The 18,818-nt window shown below is 64.7% G+C and carries 18 protein-coding genes; 5 read left to right on the top strand and 13 right to left on the bottom strand.

Annotated features, from left to right (window positions below):
• Positions 1-3: 3 nt before the first annotated feature.
• From dcsG to DES44_RS07815, 6 genes are all read right to left on the bottom strand, one after another.
• The gene (gene dcsG, locus DES44_RS07840) at positions 4-912 is read right to left on the bottom strand and encodes a D-cycloserine synthetase (RefSeq protein WP_058935479.1); all 909 of its coding nucleotides are present in this window, start codon (positions 910-912) and stop codon (positions 4-6) included.
• A 78-nt stretch (positions 913-990) separates the two neighbouring features.
• Positions 991-1,830: an SDR family oxidoreductase gene (locus DES44_RS07835; protein WP_083525654.1), complete on the bottom strand. Its 840-nt coding sequence runs from the start codon at positions 1,828-1,830 to the stop codon at positions 991-993.
• A 9-nt stretch (positions 1,831-1,839) separates the two neighbouring features.
• Positions 1,840-3,276 carry a homoserine O-acetyltransferase MetX gene (metX, locus tag DES44_RS07830; protein ID WP_083525655.1) on the bottom strand — a complete coding sequence of 479 codons (1,437 nt, stop codon included), beginning with the start codon at positions 3,274-3,276 and terminating at the stop codon, positions 1,840-1,842.
• Between the two features lie 21 nt (positions 3,277-3,297).
• Complete coding sequence (cysK, locus tag DES44_RS07825) at positions 3,298-4,482, bottom strand: cysteine synthase A (RefSeq protein WP_198164785.1); 1,185 nt, start codon at positions 4,480-4,482, stop codon at positions 3,298-3,300.
• Positions 4,483-4,616: 134 nt separating this feature from the next.
• Entirely contained in the window at positions 4,617-5,435 is an 819-nt protein-coding gene (locus DES44_RS07820; protein WP_058935481.1) for an arginase family protein, read from the bottom strand.
• A complete protein-coding gene (locus DES44_RS07815) occupies positions 5,432-6,100 on the bottom strand; it encodes a YqcI/YcgG family protein (protein WP_211326925.1) in 669 nt (222 codons plus the stop codon). Before DES44_RS07815 ends, DES44_RS07820 begins: the two co-directional genes overlap by 4 nt.
• Positions 6,101-6,957: 857 nt before the next feature.
• On the opposite strand from DES44_RS07815, the gene DES44_RS24990 reads away from it, so the two are divergent.
• The gene (locus DES44_RS24990; protein ID WP_157592965.1) at positions 6,958-7,101 is read left to right on the top strand and encodes a hypothetical protein; all 144 of its coding nucleotides are present in this window, start codon (positions 6,958-6,960) and stop codon (positions 7,099-7,101) included.
• A 158-nt stretch (positions 7,102-7,259) separates the two neighbouring features.
• Here the strand turns inward: DES44_RS24990 and DES44_RS07810 are convergent, their stop codons facing one another.
• Complete coding sequence (locus DES44_RS07810; protein ID WP_058935483.1) at positions 7,260-8,522, bottom strand: MFS transporter; 1,263 nt, start codon at positions 8,520-8,522, stop codon at positions 7,260-7,262.
• Positions 8,523-8,829: 307 nt separating this feature from the next.
• On the opposite strand from DES44_RS07810, the gene DES44_RS07805 reads away from it, so the two are divergent.
• Complete coding sequence (locus tag DES44_RS07805; RefSeq protein WP_058935484.1) at positions 8,830-9,297, top strand: hypothetical protein; 468 nt, start codon at positions 8,830-8,832, stop codon at positions 9,295-9,297.
• 8 nt (positions 9,298-9,305) lie between these two features.
• Here the strand turns inward: DES44_RS07805 and DES44_RS07800 are convergent, their stop codons facing one another.
• Positions 9,306-10,181 (bottom strand): glutaminyl-peptide cyclotransferase, encoded by an 876-nt coding sequence (locus DES44_RS07800; RefSeq protein WP_232309786.1) that lies wholly within the window; start codon positions 10,179-10,181, stop codon positions 9,306-9,308.
• 214 nt (positions 10,182-10,395) lie between these two features.
• Here DES44_RS07800 and DES44_RS25935 point away from each other — a divergent pair, with 214 nt between their 5' ends.
• The 3 genes from DES44_RS25935 to DES44_RS07785 are packed head-to-tail and all read left to right on the top strand — an operon-like array spanning position 10,396 to position 12,792.
• The gene (locus DES44_RS25935; protein WP_310732342.1) at positions 10,396-10,725 is read left to right on the top strand and encodes an iron uptake protein; all 330 of its coding nucleotides are present in this window, start codon (positions 10,396-10,398) and stop codon (positions 10,723-10,725) included.
• Between the two features lie 14 nt (positions 10,726-10,739).
• A complete protein-coding gene (locus DES44_RS07790; RefSeq protein WP_083525656.1) occupies positions 10,740-12,491 on the top strand; it encodes a PepSY-associated TM helix domain-containing protein in 1,752 nt (583 codons plus the stop codon).
• The gene (locus tag DES44_RS07785) at positions 12,484-12,792 is read left to right on the top strand and encodes a DUF3325 domain-containing protein (protein WP_058935485.1); all 309 of its coding nucleotides are present in this window, start codon (positions 12,484-12,486) and stop codon (positions 12,790-12,792) included. Before DES44_RS07790 ends, DES44_RS07785 begins: the two co-directional genes overlap by 8 nt.
• A gap of 45 nt (positions 12,793-12,837) precedes the next feature.
• Here DES44_RS07785 and DES44_RS07780 read toward each other — a convergent pair whose 3' ends face one another.
• From DES44_RS07780 to DES44_RS07770, 5 genes are all read right to left on the bottom strand, one after another.
• Complete coding sequence (locus DES44_RS07780; protein ID WP_058935486.1) at positions 12,838-14,481, bottom strand: hybrid sensor histidine kinase/response regulator; 1,644 nt, start codon at positions 14,479-14,481, stop codon at positions 12,838-12,840.
• 859 nt (positions 14,482-15,340) lie between these two features.
• Complete coding sequence (locus DES44_RS24600; protein WP_147307015.1) at positions 15,341-15,850, bottom strand: hypothetical protein; 510 nt, start codon at positions 15,848-15,850, stop codon at positions 15,341-15,343.
• A 130-nt stretch (positions 15,851-15,980) separates the two neighbouring features.
• The gene (locus DES44_RS07775) at positions 15,981-16,277 is read right to left on the bottom strand and encodes a hypothetical protein (protein WP_058935487.1); all 297 of its coding nucleotides are present in this window, start codon (positions 16,275-16,277) and stop codon (positions 15,981-15,983) included.
• 253 nt (positions 16,278-16,530) lie between these two features.
• On the bottom strand, positions 16,531-17,214 hold the full coding sequence (locus tag DES44_RS24595) for a hypothetical protein (protein WP_147307014.1): 684 nt from the start codon (positions 17,212-17,214) through the stop codon (positions 16,531-16,533).
• Positions 17,215-17,525: 311 nt separating this feature from the next.
• Positions 17,526-18,653, bottom strand: a complete 1,128-nt coding sequence (locus tag DES44_RS07770; RefSeq protein ID WP_116001371.1) for an enoyl-CoA hydratase/isomerase family protein — start codon at positions 18,651-18,653, stop codon at positions 17,526-17,528.
• Positions 18,654-18,818 lie beyond the last annotated feature (165 nt).

The following is an 18,818-nucleotide window of genomic DNA, read 5'->3' as shown; positions in this document are numbered from 1 at the left end:
CCCTCAGACGCCCACACGATGCGCGATCGCCTGTGCAAACCGCAGCGCGCTGCCCTCCGAAAACGGCAGGTTCAGCGACGGCTCGCACAGCTCCAGCTCCAGCACCCGCGGCTGGCCCTGGGGGTCGCGGATCAGGTCCACGCGGGCGTAGAGCAGCGGCTCGCGCAGTTGCAGATGGCGGGCCGCGGCCTGCAGCGCCTGAGCGGCAACGGCCTGTTCCCGCGCGTCGGCGTGACGGGCCTGGCGCAGGTCCTGGGTGGGCACATGCACCGTGCCGTCGGCCATCAGCATGGCGCTCTTGCGAATGGCGTGGCTGTAATGGCCGTCGAAGAAGGCCAGGTTGGTTTCGCCGTCCTGGTCGATGGCGCTGAGGTAGGGCTGCAGCATCACATGGCAGCCCCGCTGCTGCAGCCGCACGATGGCGCGATGCGCCAGATGCGCCGCCGCACGCGCAAAGCGCTGCACGTCCCGCGAGTAGGCGCCGACGGTCGGCTTGATGACGACCTCGCCAGATTGAGGATGCCGGTCCATCAGCGCCTGCAGCGCCTGCCGGGACTCTGCCTCGGGCACGTCGGGCGCGAGGAACTCGGTGGGCACGACCGGCACCCCGTGGCGGGCGAGATCGGCCAGGTAGCGCTTGTCCAGGGACCATCGCGACACCGCTGGCGGGTTGAACAAGCGGGTGCGCTGCGCCACCCGGTCGCACCAGGCCAGGAAGGCCGGCAAGTCCTCCACATAGTTCCAGGGCGATCGCAGCACCGCCCCGTCGAAGCGGTGCCAGGGCACCTGCGGATCTTCCCAATCACAGACCTGTGCCTGCAGACCAACGGTCTGGCAGGCCTTGAGCAGCAGCGGCATGTCGACGTCGATCGGCAAGCTGCCGGCACTGGTGACCAAAGCGAGAGTTTTCATGATGCGTGGCAACAACGATGAAGGTGGGTGGGCCGAGCGGCCCTTGAGCGAGGCGACAGCGCCCTGGGCGCCAAGACCTCACCATGGAATCTGGCGGCCCATGTGCACGTATTGGCCGGTGGGCCCGTCAGGCCCGAGCAGGGCCATGCGCACGCTGGTCAGCGCGCCCTGCCCGGGCTCCAGCTCCCCGGCGCCCTCGTTCATGTCGGTCCTGGTGTAGCCCGGGTGCACGGCGTTGACCTTGATGCCGGTCTCGCGCAGTTCGTAGGCCAGGTGCACCGTCCAGGCGTTGACGGCGCTCTTGGACGCGCTGTAGGCCGGCAGCGACTTGAACATGTCGCTGTAGGCATAGGACGCCGGATCGCTGTGGGTGCCCAATGACGCCAGCAGGCTGGACACGTTGACGATGCGGGCCGCGGGCGAGCGGCGCAGCAACGGCAGCATGGCCTGGGTGACGGCCACCACGCCGAAGAGGTTGGTGGCGAAGGTCTGGTGCCACAGCGCCAGCGGCTGCGCGGACGGGCCGCAGCCGTAGGGCTCCACCCGGATGGCGGCGTTGTTCACCAGGATGTCCAGACGGCCATGGCGATGGCCGATGCCGTCCGCCGCCGCCTGGATGCTGCGCGGGTCGGTCACATCCAGCACCACGGCTTCGACGTCCAGGCCTTCGCTGGCGAGGCGCCGGGCGGCTTCGGTGACGGCAGGGGCACTGCGGCCGCTGAGCAGCACGCGAACGCCCTCCGCAGCCAGTTGACGGCAGATTTCCAGGCCAATGCCGCGATTGGCGCCGGTGACCAGCGCCACGCGCCTGGGTGTCGCTGCGCTGGCCGCGGGGCCGGGCGATACCGCCTCGGCATCGCTGGCGGGAAGAGGCACCGCCTTGGGCTCGGCGGTGGTGGGGACAGGTTGAGCGGACATGACAGCCTTTCAGAGCGGGGTCACGGTGATGGCGGCCATTGAGGGGGCCGTTGAGGAAGCCGTGGAGGGGGCGGTGGAGGCGGCCATTGAGGGGACCGGCGCGATGGCCGTTGAAGAGGCCATTGATGGGGCCGTCGCGATGGCCGTTGAAGAGGCCGTTGAAGAGGCCGTTGACGGGGCCGTTGCGATGGCCGTTGAGCAGGCCGTTGAGGACGCGACTGAGGAGGCCGTCGATGCCGCGAGTGAGGCGCTCGGCGACGAGACCGATGACGAGGCCGTCAATGAGGCCTGCCCCACATCGGAAGCCGCCTCGGCCGAGCGCGCGCCACTGGCCACGTCGGACAGGAAGGCCGCAATCGGGGGACCGAATTGCGCCACATCGGCCAGGAACGCGTCGTGGCCGGCGAGCGAGCTCACCGCCCGATAGGTCACGCCCACCCCACCCTCCTGCAGGCCCTGCGCCACCTGCCGCTGCTGCGACAAGGGGAACAGGAAGTCACTGTCCACGCCCATGACCAGCGCACGGTCCAGCTGCAGCCGTCGTAGCGCGGCATCGGCATCGCCCGCGGCCTCGTCGCCCAGGTCGAATCGGTCGATGGCACGGCTCAGCGCCAGATAAGCATTGGGATCGAACGCGCGTACGAACCGCTGTGCATGGCAGGCCAGGTACCCCTCCACCGCAAAGTCCATGGCAGGCATGCCTGCAGCCGATGCCAGTGCAGCATCCAGCCGCTCCCGCCCAAAGCGCCGGGACCAATCGTCCGGCGCCCGGTAGCTGAGCAGCCCCAGCTTGCGGGCCGCGACCATGCCGCTGATCGGCACGCTGGCGGCGTCATACCGGCCTTCCTGCCACTGCGGGTCCGACTGGATCATCTCCCGCTGCAGCGCACGCAGCGCAATCGCGAACGGCTGCGCATGGACCGCGCCGGAGAGGTTGATCATGTGCCGCGCCAGCCCCGGATGCCGCGCCACCAGAGACAGCGCGGTCATCCCGCCCATGGACGCGCCCACCACCACGGCCAGTTGCTCGATGCCCAGGGCCCGCACGACATGAGCGGCGGCATCGGCCAGGTCCTCGATGGACAGCGCAGGGAAGTCCGGGCCGTAGCAGCGGCCAGTGGCCGGGTCGACCGACGCCGGTCCGGTCGAACCCTTGCAACTGCCCAGCGAATTGACGCAGACCACGAACCACCGGTCCGTATCGACAGGCTTGCCGTGGCCGACCATGCCCTCCCACCAGCCGGGGGCCGGGTGTTGCTCATGGGCGCAGACATGGGCGTCCGGAGACAGCCCGGTGAGGATGAGCACGGCATTGCTGCGCGCGGCGTTAAGCCGGCCCACCGTCTCATAGGCCATCCGGGCGCCGGAGAGGGTTCCGCCCCGCTTGAGCTTGAATCCGTCGGGAAGCGCCACGAAGCGCGTGGCTGGAGGAATGAATTCCATCATGGGCAACTCCTGGTTGAGGGGTCAGGCGGGTTGGGCGTGGATGGCGGCGTCGGTAGCGGCGGCGGTCGCGGCATCGGTGGCAGCGTCGGTAACGGCGCCAGTGGATGCATCGGTGGCGGCGTCGGTAACGGCGCCAGTGGATGCATCGGTCGCGGCGGTGGTTGCGGCCTCAGTGGCGGTGTCGATGGGAAGCTCGGTGAAGATGTCGGTGAAGGCAAGGGACGGGGCCAACTGGGAGACCAACGGCCCTCCGAGGCTGTCCAGCCAGTCGTCGTCCGAGCCTTCATTCACGCCCTCGAGCAGGAACGTCGAGAGGTAGCGCTCGCCGGTGTCCGGCAGCATGGCCAGCAGCACCGTGCCGGCCGGGGCTTCCCGGGCCACATCCAGCGCTGTCGCCACCGTGGCGCCGGCGGAGAGACCCACGAAGATGCCCTCCTCCGCCGCCAGCCGGCGCGACGTGTCCCGGCCGATGACTTCGTCGATGGACCGCAGCTCGTCGATGACGCTCGGGTCCAGCACGCTCGGCACAAAGTTGGGCGCCCAGCCCTGGATCTGGTGCACCTGCCACGGCTGCCCTGCCAGCACCGCTGCATTGGCCGGCTCGGCGGCCACCACGCGCACCTGCGGACGGGCCCGCTTGAGCATCTGCCCCACCCCCGTCAGCGTGCCGGTGGTGCCAAAGCCGGTGACGAAGTAATCCAGCCGCTTGCCGGCGAAGTCGCTGAGGATTTCAGCGGCCGTGGTCTCCCGGTGATAGGCGGGGTTGGCCGGGTTGTCGAACTGGCGCGCCCGGAACCAGCCGTGCCGGGCCGCGAGCGCATCGGCGATGCGGTTGCCCCCGCTGCTGCCCAGCGCCGCGGGGAACAGCAGCACCTTGCCGCCATAGGCGCGGATGAGCTTGCGACGTTCGATGGAATAGGAGTCCGACATCACCGCCACGAAGCGGTAGCCGCGCGCCGCTGCCACCATGGCCAGCGCAATGCCGACATTGCCGGAGGTGCATTCGCAGATCGTGTCGCCGGGCTTGAGTTGGCCCTTGGCTTCGGCGTCCAGCACGACCGCCAGGGCGAGGCGGTCTTTCACCGAGCCGCCGGGGTTGAAAGATTCGACCTTCACATACAGGCTCACATGCGACGGTGCGATGCGATGCAGCTTGACGATGGGAGTGCGACCGATGGTGTCGAGGATGCTGTTGTAGAGCGGCATGGTGGTTTCCTGGATGAGCCTGCGGCGTGCGCAGGCGGATGGATCAATGGATCAATGGACCCATGAATCGATGGATGGATGGATGAATGAATGTGTCCCGGTAGCGGGTCGATGCAGGCGCTGTGGAGCAGGCCCTAGCGCCGCACCAGGCGGTCGAAGACGGGCGCGACGATGCCGAGGATCACGTCCAACGCCGCTGCATTGACCGTCTCATCGAGCGATGCGTTGAACTCGGCCAGTTCGATGCCGCGCAACTGCGCCGCGGGAATCGCCTCGAACAACGCGCGGATCTGCGCCGGATACAGGCCATTCGGCACCACGTAATCCGCGGGCAGATGGCCGGGCTCGAGCACGTCCCAATCGATGTGCACCCAGACCGGCGCATTGCCAATGGCCGCCAGCACGGCCTGTGGCGTGACCTGCGCGGGCGGCAGGATGCGCACGCCGGCCTGCGTGAGCAGGGCCTGTTCCGGCGCGTCGATGTCGCGCGCCCCCACCAGCACGACCTGACCCGGCTGCAGGCCGGCGCCATGGCCGCTGTCCCACAGCCCGCAGGCTCCCGCCAGCACCATGCCGCCGAGATACCCGGAGGCGGTGGTGTCCGGCGTGTTGAAGTCGCCATGCGCGTCGATCCACAGCACCACGGCATCCGGATGCGTCTGCGCCACCAGCGGCAGGCTCGCCAGACTGGCCGAGCAGGTGTTGGACAGCAACACCGTCAGCGGCTGGGTGCGCAGGCTGCGGTCGATGGCGTCGCGAAGGCCCAGCAGCGTGTCACGGGCTTGCGGCAGGCTGTCTCGCCAATCGTCGCTCGCATGGGGTTGGGGCCTGCCGATGGCGTGGATGCCGAAGCCGTAGCGGTGCTGCAGCGCCTGCGCCGTGCGGGCGGCACCTTCGATCATGCGCGGGGCGCGGTCGGCCACGCGGCCTTGGGAAACGATGAGGTCGATCATGGTGTGGGCGTCCTGGTGGAGGAGCGTTGGAGGAAGGGGCACTGGTCGGCGCGCGGGCCGTTGTGGTCGAGCAGGCTGTACTGCCACCACTCGCGGCTGTCCGCGCCGAAGAAGCCCAGCTGGGGGGCGTGCGGTTGGCCGTCATAGCGCTCGATGCGCTGGCGGATGTTGGTGCGGACCTGACGTCCGCCGGGGGTGTTGCCCGCGAAGATGTCGAAGCGCTCCCGTGGGTTGATCACGAAGAGGCAGTGGCGTCCCAGGTTCCGGCTCCGGCGCGCCTGGTGGGCCGGATGGCTCATGTTCACGAAGAGCGGCATGCCGTTGAAGCACATCGACCAGTCGGCCGCGTTGGGGTCTTGGCCGACCTGGGACGGCCACGGGGCCGGGTCCAGCGCATGCAGCGCCTGCAGCACCCGCCAGCCGAAGGCGTGATAGGCCTCGATGGAATCCGCCTCGATGGCGTCCCGGGAGAATCCGACGACCAGCGGATACGCCGTATCCAGGCTTCCGTCCCAGTCCCGGGAGAGATTGACATATTGCTTCAATCCTGCCGCCAGGTGCACCATGGCGGCATTTTGTGCATCCGGCACAAATATGAAGCGGATGAGTTTCTTCTTGAAGGCGTTCTTAGAGAAAACGCAGGGGAATCCGGAATCTCCGGACAACCTTGATTCCAGATCCTCAAGTATCTCCCGCCACCACGGCGGGGATGCACTCGATATCTGCGTCTGCGTCAGAAGCGGTGATGACAAACCGTTCATAAAAGTGGATTCCGGCAAACGACCACGGCGGGGCCAGGCCTGGTGCCCAAAGGGGCCCAGGGGGACAACTCAGCTTGGGGAATGCGCGGAACCGAGGCGCTCAAGTCAGGCCGGTGGGGCGCTGGCTTGCAGACCTTCTTTCATTATCTGAAACCCGAATATCGAGCGCTTTTCGGTTCAGCGACCCACTCAGGATATCCAGGCACAAAACACTAAAGAAGGTACGCTTTTGAGGAATTAAATGGGTCTGTTACCGACCCTCAATCGAGCCGATGATCCCCTGTTCGCGGGTGTGAAATATGCGGCGAGCAGTAGGATAAAAGCAGGTTCGACCACCGTTTGAGGCTGTTTTGCAAAACAGTTGGGTGAGCTAGGCGGGAAAACCCCATAGCGCGGGTTTGCATCCGCATATTGAACAGGGCGGGAGTGAACCCGTCGCGGTGGAGGCGAGGCGCAGGGCGGCGCCACGATGACGGGACCGGACCGGACCGGACCGGACCGGTGGACGGTGGACGGTGGACGGTGGACGGTGGGCGATGTGCCACAGGCAACAGGCCACGGGCGACGGGCACGAGCGAAAACGCCGCCAACGCACTGCGCCCTCATCAAGGTGAACGTTGACCGGGCGCAACCGGGAGCGCACAACGGGGGGGCCTGGCCGCCCAAGCTTGATTCAGCGCAAGGACAGCGCCCACGTGCAGGCGCACGCTGCCATCCATGCCCTCTCGGCAATTCCGCCAAAAGGGCCGCAAGGAGAAGCCATGATTGCCCTGACCCTGTTCACCCGTCTCTGTGCGGTCGTTCGTCAGATCGCGCTCGCGCTGCCGGCCGGCTATGCGCGCAGCGGTTTGCGAGCGACGTCAGCCCTGTCCCGCGTAATGGAGGGTGGAGCTGCTGGCGGATGAGCGCTGCACGGGCCGGACAGGCGTGCTGGCATGCGCGCTGCAGGCGCCAGACACGCTGCGTTGGCATGCGCGCTGCAAGGCCATGTGCGGTGCCGCCCGCTAGTCCGCTGAGCCTCGCTCCCGCGAGTTCAGCGCGCTCCGTCAGGCGGCGGTGAGCATCACCGTTCCCGCGCCGCCAGTTCCTGATGCTTGCGGCCCGCCGTCGCCCACAGCACCAGCGCAAACACCGCGCCCACCACGCTGCACAGGCCGAAGAACAGCATCATGTCGTTGTAGCCGGCCGGGTTTTGCGCACTGGCGCCGGCGCGGGTGTTGAGCCAGCCGGCGACCAGGTTGGCGCCGCCGATGCCGGCGTTCTGCACCACCCACATCAGGCCGATGGCGGTGCCGAAGCGATGGGGGGCCACCACCTTGCTGGCCAGCGGCCACATGACGGCCGGCACCAGCGAGAAGCTCACCCCGATCAGCGCGGTGGACACCCACAGGCCCGAGTGGCTCAGCGCCATCACCGCCAGCGAGATCGGCAGCAGCACCGAGCCGAAGGCGAGGAACGGGGCATACCGCCCGACCCGGTCGCACAGCCATCCGAAGGCCGGCGTGGCGAAGACGGCGGCGAGGAACACGTAGCTGTTCATCTCTCCCGCAGCCGCCAGGTCCAGCCCGTGCACATGCTGGAAGTACTTGATCGAGAAGGTGCTGCGAAACGCCAGGATGACCGAATACCAAAGCACGCACAGGATCAGCAAATACCAATAGGCCTTGCCGAAGTGCAGCAGGTCCCGCCATACAAAGGGCTGGGCCTGCGGTGCGGCGACCTGCTTGGCCGAGGCCGCCACGCGTCGGTCCAGCCACCAGTACAGCAAGGCCGCGGCAAACGAGGCCGCCGCCATGGCCGCGGCAATCAGCAGCGGCGGCTGCCAGCCCTGCGCATAGGCCTGTGGGAACCAGGTGGGCGACATGTCGGTGGAATACGAGCCCAGCCGTCCCAGGGACAGCGCCAGGCCCATGGTGAAGGCCACATTGCTGCCGGCGAAGTATTCGGCCAGCACGGCCAGTGTGGAGATACCGAAGGTTTCAGCGCCAATGCCAAACAGCAGGCGCCCGGCCACCATGCCTTCGAAGTTGGGACTCAAGGCGGTGAGCAGCGCGCCGGCCAGGCAGATGGCGGCGGTGCCCAGCGTCACCTTGGCCGCACCGAAGCGGTCCACCAGCACACCGCCGAGCAGGATCAGCACGACGTTGGGCAGGTTGTAGACGGCGTTGAGCAGGCCCACCTGCGTGTCGCTGAAGCCGCGCTGGGTCTGCAGCGCGTCGGCCACCGGGCCGATGGAGTCGTAGACGTAGTAGTTGCCGTACAGCGCCGCAGCCACCAGGCCGCAGATCCACCAGGCCGTGGCGCGGCTGGGAGTGTTGGAGGTCATTCCAGATGCTCGGGAGCGGATCGGGGTCGATCCAGAGTGCGCGATTCTCCGGGATTCCCGCAGCGCGCTGCCGGAATTTCCGATCCGGCGCGGCAAGGCTGATCCAGAGGGTGCCTCAAGTGCGGTGCTGTGGGCGAGCGCAGCGCGGCGAAGTCGCTGACTTTTGCACGGCTCTCGCACGTCTGTGATCCCGATTGCAAGCAGATGTTGTGGCGCTGTCACCCCGTTGCAGTTGGAGAGCTTCCCTCATGGGAAGGTCATAGCGCTGCGGCTATCCTGAGGCATCGCATTCAACACCATCGTGCCCATGAGCTCACGTGTTTTCCGCTCCACGCTCTTCTCGTCCGTCGCTGCCCTGCTGTTGGCGGCCACTGGCACCCATGCCTCGGCGGCGTGCCGGGTGTTGACGGCCCCTGAGGGATGGTCCGCCAGTTCTGTGCAGTGGGAAGGCGCCTGCATCGGCGACAACGCGGATGGGCTGGGGGTGCTGAAGGACGTGCAAGGCGGCGTGGTCAAGCGCAGCTTCCTGGGCCGTGCGTCCAAGGGCGAGCTGCTGCTGGGCGTGCTGGAAGAGCCCGGCAAACCCTGGGTGGCTGGACACTTCGACAAGGGCCGGCTGCTGCCGACCGAGGATCGCTGGCCGGCCATCAGTGCCTTCGAGGAAGCGGCCAAGGCGGCGACTGAGGCCGCAGGCCGGCTGGACAGCGCCGGCGACAAGCCGGGCGCGCAAGCGCTGCGGGGGAAGTCCGATCTGCTGCGCAAGCAGATGGACTGAGGCGCCCCTCAGCGCCGTGGGCCCGCCGCCTTCACCAGTTGCACCTCGAACAGCTTCGGCCAAAGCTTGCCAGTCACGAACAGGCGTTTGGTCTTGGCGTCGTAGGCGATGCCATTGGGCACGTCTTCCCCTTGCGCCTCGGGGTTGCGCTCCGTCATCAACCCGGTGAGGTCGATCCAGCCGGTGACCTTGCCCGTGGCCGGGTCGATGCGTGCAATGCGGTCGGTCTGCCAGATGTTGGCCAGCACCTCGCCCTCCACCCATTCCAGCTCATTGATCTTCTCGACCGGCTTGCCGCCTGCGGTCACCCGCACGCGCCGGGTCTCCTTGAACGAGACCGGATCGATGAAGCGCAGTTGCGGCGTGCCGTCGCTCATGATGAGCTCCTTGCCGTTCTGCGTCAGGCCCCAACCTTCCCCGGCATAGCTGAACTTGCGCCACAGCTTGAGGCTGCCCATGTCCAGCACGTAGCCGATCTGGTCGGTCCAGGTCAGGCCGACGACGCGGTCACCCCAGTCGGTGATGCCTTCGCCGAAGACTTCGGCCGGCAGGCTGGTGTCCATCACCACCTCGCCGGTTTCCAGCTTGACCTTGCGGATGCCGGAGCGGCCCTTGAGCCCGGTGCTCTCCCACAGGAATCCGTCTTTGAAAAACAGGCCTTCGGTGAAGGCACCGCGGTCATGGGGATAGGCCTTCACCACCTTGACCGTGTAGACGGGCAGGCCCGCGTCAGCGGCGGATTTCGCAGGCGCTTGCGCGGGTGATTGCGCGGGAGATTGCGCGGGTGATTGCAGATGCAGCGCCAGGGCGCTGACCGCCAGCAGGCCCTTGCCGGCCCAGGACATCAGGGCCCGACGGCCCATGGGAGACAGGATGGTGCGCATGGAGAGTTCCAGAGGAAGGCCCCGCAATCTACACGATTCCGCGCTGAGGCCGGACACACTGGACGCACACCGCCCAGGCACCGGTTTCTCCCCATCGAATGACCGTTTTTTCAGCGCATCCCGATAGGAATCATTCTCATCTTGTAGGACACTGCGGCCTCGGCCAGCGAGTCTCCCGGGTCCCTGGGGCCGCCTTGATTGCCGCTTCCACACGATGACCTCCTCAACGACGCGGATCCGCCTGCGGTCCGCTCTGCCTGCACTGCCCACGCTGCCCGTGCTCCTTCGCATCCTTGCGGCGACGGTGGGCGGCTATCTCTTCTGCTGGGGCTTCATGGCCCTGGCGCTGGCGGGCACCTACGCAGCCGGTCTGTCCTTCCATGATGCGGAGCACCTGTCGGCCATGCTGGGCCTGCTGGTCTATCTGGGCGTGTTCCTGTGGGCCTTCGCTGCCCGCAGCGTGCTGCGCCTCTGGATGACGCTGGCAGTCGGCGCCGGGGTCATGGCCGGTGCGGCGACCTTGCTGCAGCGCGCGCTGGTCTGAGTGGAGGCAGCCTGATGTTCCAAAGTTTTCGACTCTCCATGGCCTGGCTGCACACCTGGTTCGGCCTGGTGCTGGGCTTTGTGCTGGTGGTGGTGTTCTTCTTCGGCTCGCTGTCGGTGTTTGATCGGGAAATCGACCGCTGGTCGATTCCGCAGTCGCGCTTCGAGCCGCAACCGATGCCGTCCTTCGACAAGATGCTGGCGCCAGCGCTGGCGTCCATGCAGCCGGACCCCGCCGTGGTGGCCGGAGTGAAGGACCGGGTCAACGGCCCGTTGCCTCAGCGGTTTGACGAGGTGAAGACCTGGGGCGTCTACACCACCCACCGGGACCCCGTCACCACCGTGTTTGCCGGCTTTGCGGTGCCCAACGCCAAGGATCCGGAAGAGACCTTGTGGGCCGTGCATGCGATGGACCCTCGCGACGGCAAGCTGCTGCCGCAGAGCCAGTTGGCGATCGGCAGCCAGTGGTTCTACCCGATGCACTACAGCCTGAATGTGACCTGGAAAGAGCTGGGCACCTGGGTGGTGGGCTTTGCAGCGCTGATGATGCTGGCCGCGCTGGTCAGCGGCGTGGTGATGCACCGCAAGATCTTCCGCGAGTTCTTCACCTTCCGCCGCCACAAGAGCACGCAGCGCAACACGCTGGACCTGCACAACCTCACCGGCGTCGTGGCCCTGCCCTTTCACTTCTTCTTTGCGTTCACCGGGCTGGTCATCTTTGCGGGCATCTATTTCCCGGTGGCGCACACGCAGCTCAATGCGCTGCATGAGCTGAGCGAGAAGATCGAAGCGTCCGAGACCGGTCTGCCGCATGAGCGGGCGGGTGTGGCGGCGGGCATGGCCTCGGTGGATGCAATGGTGGCCGAGGCCCAGCGCCGCTGGCAGGCCAAGGGCATGGCCGGGGAAGTGGGCTACCTGCAGGTGCAGCATCCCGGCGATGCCAACGCCTACGTCAGCGTCTACCGCGCCGGGACTGATCGCGTGGCGCTGACGGGGGAAGGCATCCACTTCAAGGCGAGCACCGGTGAACTGCTGCGGGAAGATCCGCCGCGCACCGCCGTCGACAACGCCACGGAATTCCTGGAAGGCCTGCACCTGCAGCACTTCCGGCACTGGCTGCTGCGCTGGCTGTACGTGCTGGGCGGGTTGACTGGTTGCGTGTGCATCGCCACTGGGTTCATCTTCTTTGTCGAGAAGCGCAAGGCGCAACATGCGAAGGCGGGCAGCCAGGGCAGCCGGATCGTGGATGCGATGGCCGTGACCACGATGACCGGCATGCTGATCGCCACCGTGGCCATGCTGCTCTCCAACCGGTTGCTGCCGGAGGACCTGGTCGGCAAGGGCCTGTGGGAGCAGCGGGTGTTCTGGGGCGCCTGGGCGCTGGCGCTGGTGCATGCCTGCCTGCGCAGTGCGCCGGTGGCGCTGGGACGGATCAATCCGGCGTGGCGGGAGCAATGTGGCGTGGTCGCGGTTGTGGCGGTGGCGGCCGTCGTTGCGAATGCAGTGAGCACCGGGGACCACCTGCTGCGGACGCTGTCCAACGGCTATTGGCCGGTGGCGGGTGTGGATCTGAGCCTGCTGGCGCTGGCGGGGGTGTGCGCATGGGCGGCGCGTCATCTGGGACGGAAGACACGTGCTGAGGCGATTCAGGCAGGCGCGAATGAAGTGCCACGTGCGAGCGCAGGGACGGGTTCCGGCCTTGACGCCCCACCCGCGCTCGGTGCCGCATCGACCAGCCTCACGACCGCGGAGGTGAGCCGTGGTTGATCCGCTGGTGCTGCAACTGGCCGCTGCGGCAGCGGCCATCGTCGGGTTCGGCTGGCTGGCGCTGGCGATGGACACGCATTGGGAACAGGCACAGGGCAATCGACCGCAGCCCGCAAGAGCCGTCAGGCTGCTCAGGGTGATGGGTGCAGTGGCCCTGGCGGCTTCGCTGGCACTGTGCCTGGGGGCTGACCATGTCTCGATGGCCGTCCTGGTCTGGCTGATGCTGCTGGCGGCAGCGGTGCTGACCGTCGCGATGACGCTGTCGTGGCGGCCGCAATGGCTGCGTTATCTCTGGCCTTGAATCAGGCGGAGCGGGTGGGACGCAGAGCGTTGCGCGCGTGAACCTTCATCGAGTCGGCCCATGAGAGGGTGGCGCCGACTCCACATCCTTCACGGCCTTCACGGCGTTCACGGCCTCCACCGCCGTCACCGCCTGCAGGGCCTTGACCACATCCTGCACATCCACCGGCTTGACGAGATGGTCGTCAAAGCCGGCGCTGCTGGCCGCCAGCTTGTCCAGCGGTTGTCCGTAGCCCGACACCGCCACCAGCCTCACGCCTGACAGCAATGGGTCGCTGCGCACATGCCGGGCCACCTCCAGGCCGCTGAGCATGGGCATGCCGATGTCCAGCAGCACCACGTCCGGCGTCTGCTCACGGATAAGCTCCAGCGCCCGCAGGCCGTCGTGCGCGGTCGTGACCTGATGACCCAGGGTGCGCAGCAGCATGGCGAGGCTGTCGGCGGCATCGATGTTGTCGTCCACGATCAGCAGCCGACGCGTCGCCCCTGAAGCGTCCTGCCCTTTGTCCTGCGAACGGGGCGCAGCGTCGCTTGAGGCAGCGCCTTGATCGATCAGCGGCAAGCGCACGTACACGACCGACCCTTGTCCAAGGCCACCACTGAATGCTTCCGCGCTCCCGCCGTGATGCTGCGCGATGCTGCGGACCAGCGCCAAACCCAGACCCAGACCGCTTTCGCCACGGCTGTAGCGGCTTTCTGCCTGGGAGAACGGCTCGAAGGCGCGCTTGAGCGTGTCCGGCTCCATGCCGATCCCGTCGTCGGACACTGAGAGACAGACCTCCGCGCCCTGCTGCATCAAGGTCAATTCGATCTGGCCCGGCGGCGTCGTGAATTTGATCGAGTTGTTCAGCAGATTGGAGACCAGCTGGATCAAGCGCGTGCGGTCGCCTTGCATCCACAGCGGCTGCGAGAGCCCGTGGACCGCCAGCGCATGGCCTCGTTCCTCCAGCGTCGGCCGCATGCCCTCGACGGCTTCCTTCACCACATCGTCCAGGTCCAGGCGCTCCATCGTGAGACGCACCTTGCCAGTGGTGACGCGGCTGACATCGAGCAGGTCTTCCACCAGGCGGTTGATATGGCGCACCTGCTTGGCCGCCACGTCCAGGCACCACTGCGAGCGCGGGCTCTGCGGCTCGCGGGCCATGATGGCCAGCACGTTCATGATGGGCGACAGCGGATTGCGCAGCTCGTGGGACAGCATGGCGATGAACTCGGTCATGCGGCGGCCCTCGTCCTGCAAGGCGGCCATGCGGCGGCGGTCGCTCAGGTCGCGGGTGACCTTGGCGAAACCGAGGAATTCGTTCTGGCTGTCGTAGATGGCGGTGATGACGACGTTGGCCCAGAAGGTGCTGCCGTCCTGGCGCACGCGCCAGCCTTCGTCTTCAATGCGGCCGCGTTCGCGGGCGAGCGTGAGCTCCTTCTGGGGCCAGCCGGCGGCGACATCGGACGCGGTGTAGAAGATGGAGAAGTGCTTGCCGATGATGTCGGCGGGGCTGTAGCCCTTGATGCGCTGGGCGCCGGCGTTCCAGGTGGCGATGTGGCCTGTCGGGGTCAGCAGGAAGATCGCGTAGTCGAGGACGCCTTCCACCAGATGGCGATAGGTGGCGTCGCCGACGCTGCGAAGGCGACGAGTGTCCTCGTCTTCGGCCTCAGCGGCTGGCGGCTCCTGCTCGCGCTGCAATCCCGACATGTGGCTTCCTTCCCGGTCTAGAGCCGTTTACTTGTTTCGTAGGACCTGATTGTTTGGGGTGCACCGATGGCTGCGGCGGGCCTTGGGTAGACCGTGAACGGGAGTGTGCGGCAAATGGGAGGCCTGAGGATGGGGAGGTCGCTCGAATCTGATCTGTGTAGCCAGCGGCGGGGTCCGCGGAGGCGCTTGGCTACTCGACGGCTTTTCTCATTGCCTGAAGGACCCTGAATCCCGAATCGGTTGGGGCTATAGAGAACGTCTCACGCACCGCCCCACCCTCGTCATGCACCCTGCGAGCAGTGCATATTCCAAACTCATAGTCCTCTTCCCGCAAAGGTTGGCCGTGATCGGAGAAGTATCTTACCAAACCGTGATATGCGCCATTTCTTACTTCAGCTTCAAGCACTAAGACGCCAAACTCATTCCAATCGCGCATTAGACCTTGTTGTATTCCGTCCAAGTATTCGACTTCACTCTCCCGTGTTCCGCTCGCTCGATAGAAGACGGCTACTCCAGTGAAAGGATTGCCTTGGCAAAGGCACGTCTGATCGTCCCCAAAAGAGAGGTCAGCCCCGTTTGCGGTCGGAATTTCTTTCATGGCAGATACAGAATTAGGTAACCTCGGAGAGCGATGAGCGCAGCGGCTTCGCGCTGTTGAAGTCGATAAGGAACGGCGAGATTTATTTATTTAGAGGTACGTCGCCGGGATGGGCGGGGGGCGCCTGGGGCCCTGAGTCATCTCTAGTCTCTCAACGCTCTTACCGGATATTCGAGCTCACCCCTTCGTCCCAGTTCATTGCATATTGCCGATTAGTTTAGGCAACAAGATTGCGCGACGCGTGCCTCTAGAATTCGGGGCTCATTCGCAGATCAACCATTTCATCAAATCGAGTTGAGTAAAATCCACCTCTTCCCAAACCTGAGCGCTAACCTTGTCCACACAGATGGTGAGCCCTCCCGGCAGTCGACACTCAGCTTCAGATTTCACAGGCTGACAAATGAATCCATAAGTCATTCTTGACAGCGCAGGAGAAAGGCGGGCCTCAATGAGATTTTTTTCAAAAAAGCGTCTATTTTGATCTTCAACTCGCTTCAAATACAGCTTCGCCACTTCACGAGCGTCATCTTTTGAAACCGTAGCGCACGCATATTCCACAGGCACGGGAAAAGAATCGATTTTGTGGCGCTTAAGAACTTTACCGGCCCACAGACACTCCAATAGCGGAAGCCCCAGACAAAAAAGGCCTTTTCCATCAGTCTTCAGGGCTCGCTCTAAACTCTTGAACACCGGATCCACAAGCATCAGACGCGAAAACCGATCCTCGCTAAGAGAGAATTCAATATTACAAACTAGGTCATATCTGTTCATTCGACATCCCCAGCAGGCCGGCTGGCTGCACCAGATCCCGCACCATCATGACGCTGCGATGTGCACGCGCCCGCAGCGCCTGGCCCAGCGGTTTGAGGCGTCCGACATGCCCAAGGCCCGCGCCCAGTTCTCAACACAACATGAAAGTGGCCATGGCCGTCCGCTGTCCGCTCGCTGCCCCTGCCCCTGGCATCTTCAACAGTCCGTTGGCAGGACGCAGAGCGCCGGCGGATTCAAAAACCTGTTTTGCAAACTGATCGTCAAATTGATTCTGCGAAACAATGAGCAGGTCATGATGGGCAGCATCTTCTGCCAGGCAAACATAAAAGTAGTGAACCTTCGACGTCTTCAACTCTGATCGGAAGACACCGGAGCCGATATCCACCACGTTGCTAAAGTTGTCTACAAGGTCTTGGGGATTAAGCATATTCCGTGAGTATTGATGACCGCCTCCGGCCGCGCGCTCGCAGCGCTTTTGGCGTAGGCCGCATTGATATCAATACAGATCTGCAATACGTTGGAATTTGGCAGCAACCCAGACCCCAGATCGCGACGCGATCCGTAGGGCTCGAGCGGGATTACTCAAGATGCTTCTTCTCGGACCCCTACGGAGCCGCGGTGGCGCTCCTTACACTTCGACCGCACCTTTCTACGAACGAGAGGTGCTCATGAATCGTCAATCAATCAACAAGCCAAGGCATCAGATTGGCCCGATGCTGATCATTTCCGCGAATTAGCTTGTGTAGCGACCTGCTTAAGGCGTCAAACTCATCTGCAGGAAAAATCTTTCTTGTCACCACCAGGAACAAACCATTTTCATGTTTCTGCACGGTATCGACGGCACCATCAAGCAAGTCAACCAATTCTTTCGCACTTAGTCCAAATGACGTCCTACACAACTCCTCACTAAAGTAGCCTGCAAGTGGAAGCCTAAATACTCTAGTCCTAATTTCTGCGCCAAATGAACGCTTCGCATCGAAGTCACGATATATGAATTCTTCGTCCAAAAGTCTTGCAAAATATGCACCAAATGAATCTACATATTTTAAAAAGACATTGTCAAGAAATAAATCCAACTCAACTTTGCGCGGATCGAACGTGATGCTCCCAAAGTCATCATTATTCACAGCCTGGAAAGCACCCACGCAATCTTGATAATATATTCTTCCTTTCAGCCCTTTTCCAAGCAGCTTCGAAACAGTGATTGAATGTACCGAGCCAGAGCGGTCTATATTTATTTGTGCATCCGCATTCGAGTCCCATGGCGAGGGCAATTCCCTTGTTGCAAGCCGGAGCCTCTCGATTTTTGATATTGCAGAGTCATGTATGGAGGGAAGTGCTCTTAATTCAAATCCATACTTCATTTATTATCCCCCCCTGACGTCTCCGCTCAACTGGAATCAATTCAGGAGCAAAAGCCAAATCCAACATTTTCAATGCAACTCGCGAACCAACCTCGCTTGCGGTTCATGATCGCATCGGGGCACTGCTACGCTGCTGCCGGGCTGGGAGAGACGCTGGGGGGCGTTGCGCCCCTCCAGCCGCCGAGAAATGGCAAAGGGACTGAGCCGCACGCTCATGCAAACCGGCCGTCGCCGGCCACAACCAGCTGCGATTGTGCGACCAGCATGGCCACCGGAGCATGGCCGTCGCCGCTCCCCCTCAGTCACTCGCGTTACTGAAGCCCCTTGAGCGGATGCTCCTGCCCCGCCCACGGACTGACAAAAAACTTCGCCACCTCCGCCGCATCCAGCTGATCCACACTGGCCGGATTCCACTTCGGCGCATGGTCCTTGTCCACCGCCAAAGCCCGGATGCCCTCCACCGTCTCGCTGGCCGCGCCGGGCCGCAGGTGGAAGCAGTGGTGCACCAGATCGCGCTCCATGCGCAGGTCATCCGCCAGGGACATGCCCCGCGCGCGCCGCACCTGCTCCAGCGTCACCGCCATCATCAGCGGGGAGCGCTTCTTCAGCACCTCCAGCGTCGCCTGCGCCCACGGATCCGCATCCGCTGCCAGCGACGCCATCAGCGCCGGCACCGACGCCGCGCTGAAATGCTGGTTGATTTTCTGCCGCGATTCCCAGTGCTCCGCATCCGGCGCCAGGTCCGCACGCTCCATCACCGTCGCCACAACATGCTCGGCGCTGTCCTGAGGCCCGGTGCGGAAAGCCTCGATGATGGCCGGCAGCTCACTGCTCTTGACGAACACGTCCCCCAGGCCCAGCTCGATCGCATCCCCCGCGCCGATCACCTGCCCGGTCAGCGCCAGCCATTCGCCGCTGGAGCCCGGGCAACGCGACAGGAAGTAGCCGCCGCCCACGTCCGGGAACAGTCCGATGTTGGTCTCCGGCATCGCCAGCTTGGAATGCTCGGTCACCACCCGCAGCTTGGCGCCCTGGCTGATGCCCATGCCACCGCCCATCACCACCCCGTCCATCAGCGCGATGTAGGGCTTGGGGAACTGGTGGATGAGATGGTTGAGCGCGTATTCCTCGGTGAAGAACGCATCCAGCGCCGCATCCCCGGCCAGCGCGGCCTGGTGGAAGAAGCGGATGTCGCCCCCGGCGCAGAACGCTGCCGGCTTGCCTTCACGGCCGGCGCCCAGCACCACCACCGCCTGGATGCGTGCATCTGCCGCCCAGGCCTTCAACAGCGTGGTGAGGTCGCGAATCATGGGCAGCGACAGCGCATTGAGCGCCTGCGGGCGGTTCAGCGTGATCAGGCCCAGGCAGCCATTGACCTCGGCCAGCACCAGACCTTCAGATTGCAGCGACGGAATCACGACGTCAAATCTCCAGTTCATGGCCGTCACGCTTCAAGGCGTGCGGCGAATCTTTATCAAACAGCGCGGGCAGCACCATAACACCCCGAAGCCGCCCTCTCGGACTCCGTCATCTTGACGGATTCCCCTACCCGCCAAAAGAGCAAAAGGTCATGTGAAAAAACAAAGAGCGTCGCAGTGCGACGC

The sequence above is a fragment of the Roseateles depolymerans genome, from assembly GCF_003387155.1.
Classification (GTDB): Bacteria; Pseudomonadota; Gammaproteobacteria; order Burkholderiales; family Burkholderiaceae_C; genus Roseateles; species Roseateles depolymerans.
Note: the sequence above shows the minus strand (reverse complement) of the source record. Positions and strands in the feature narration are given on the sequence as shown.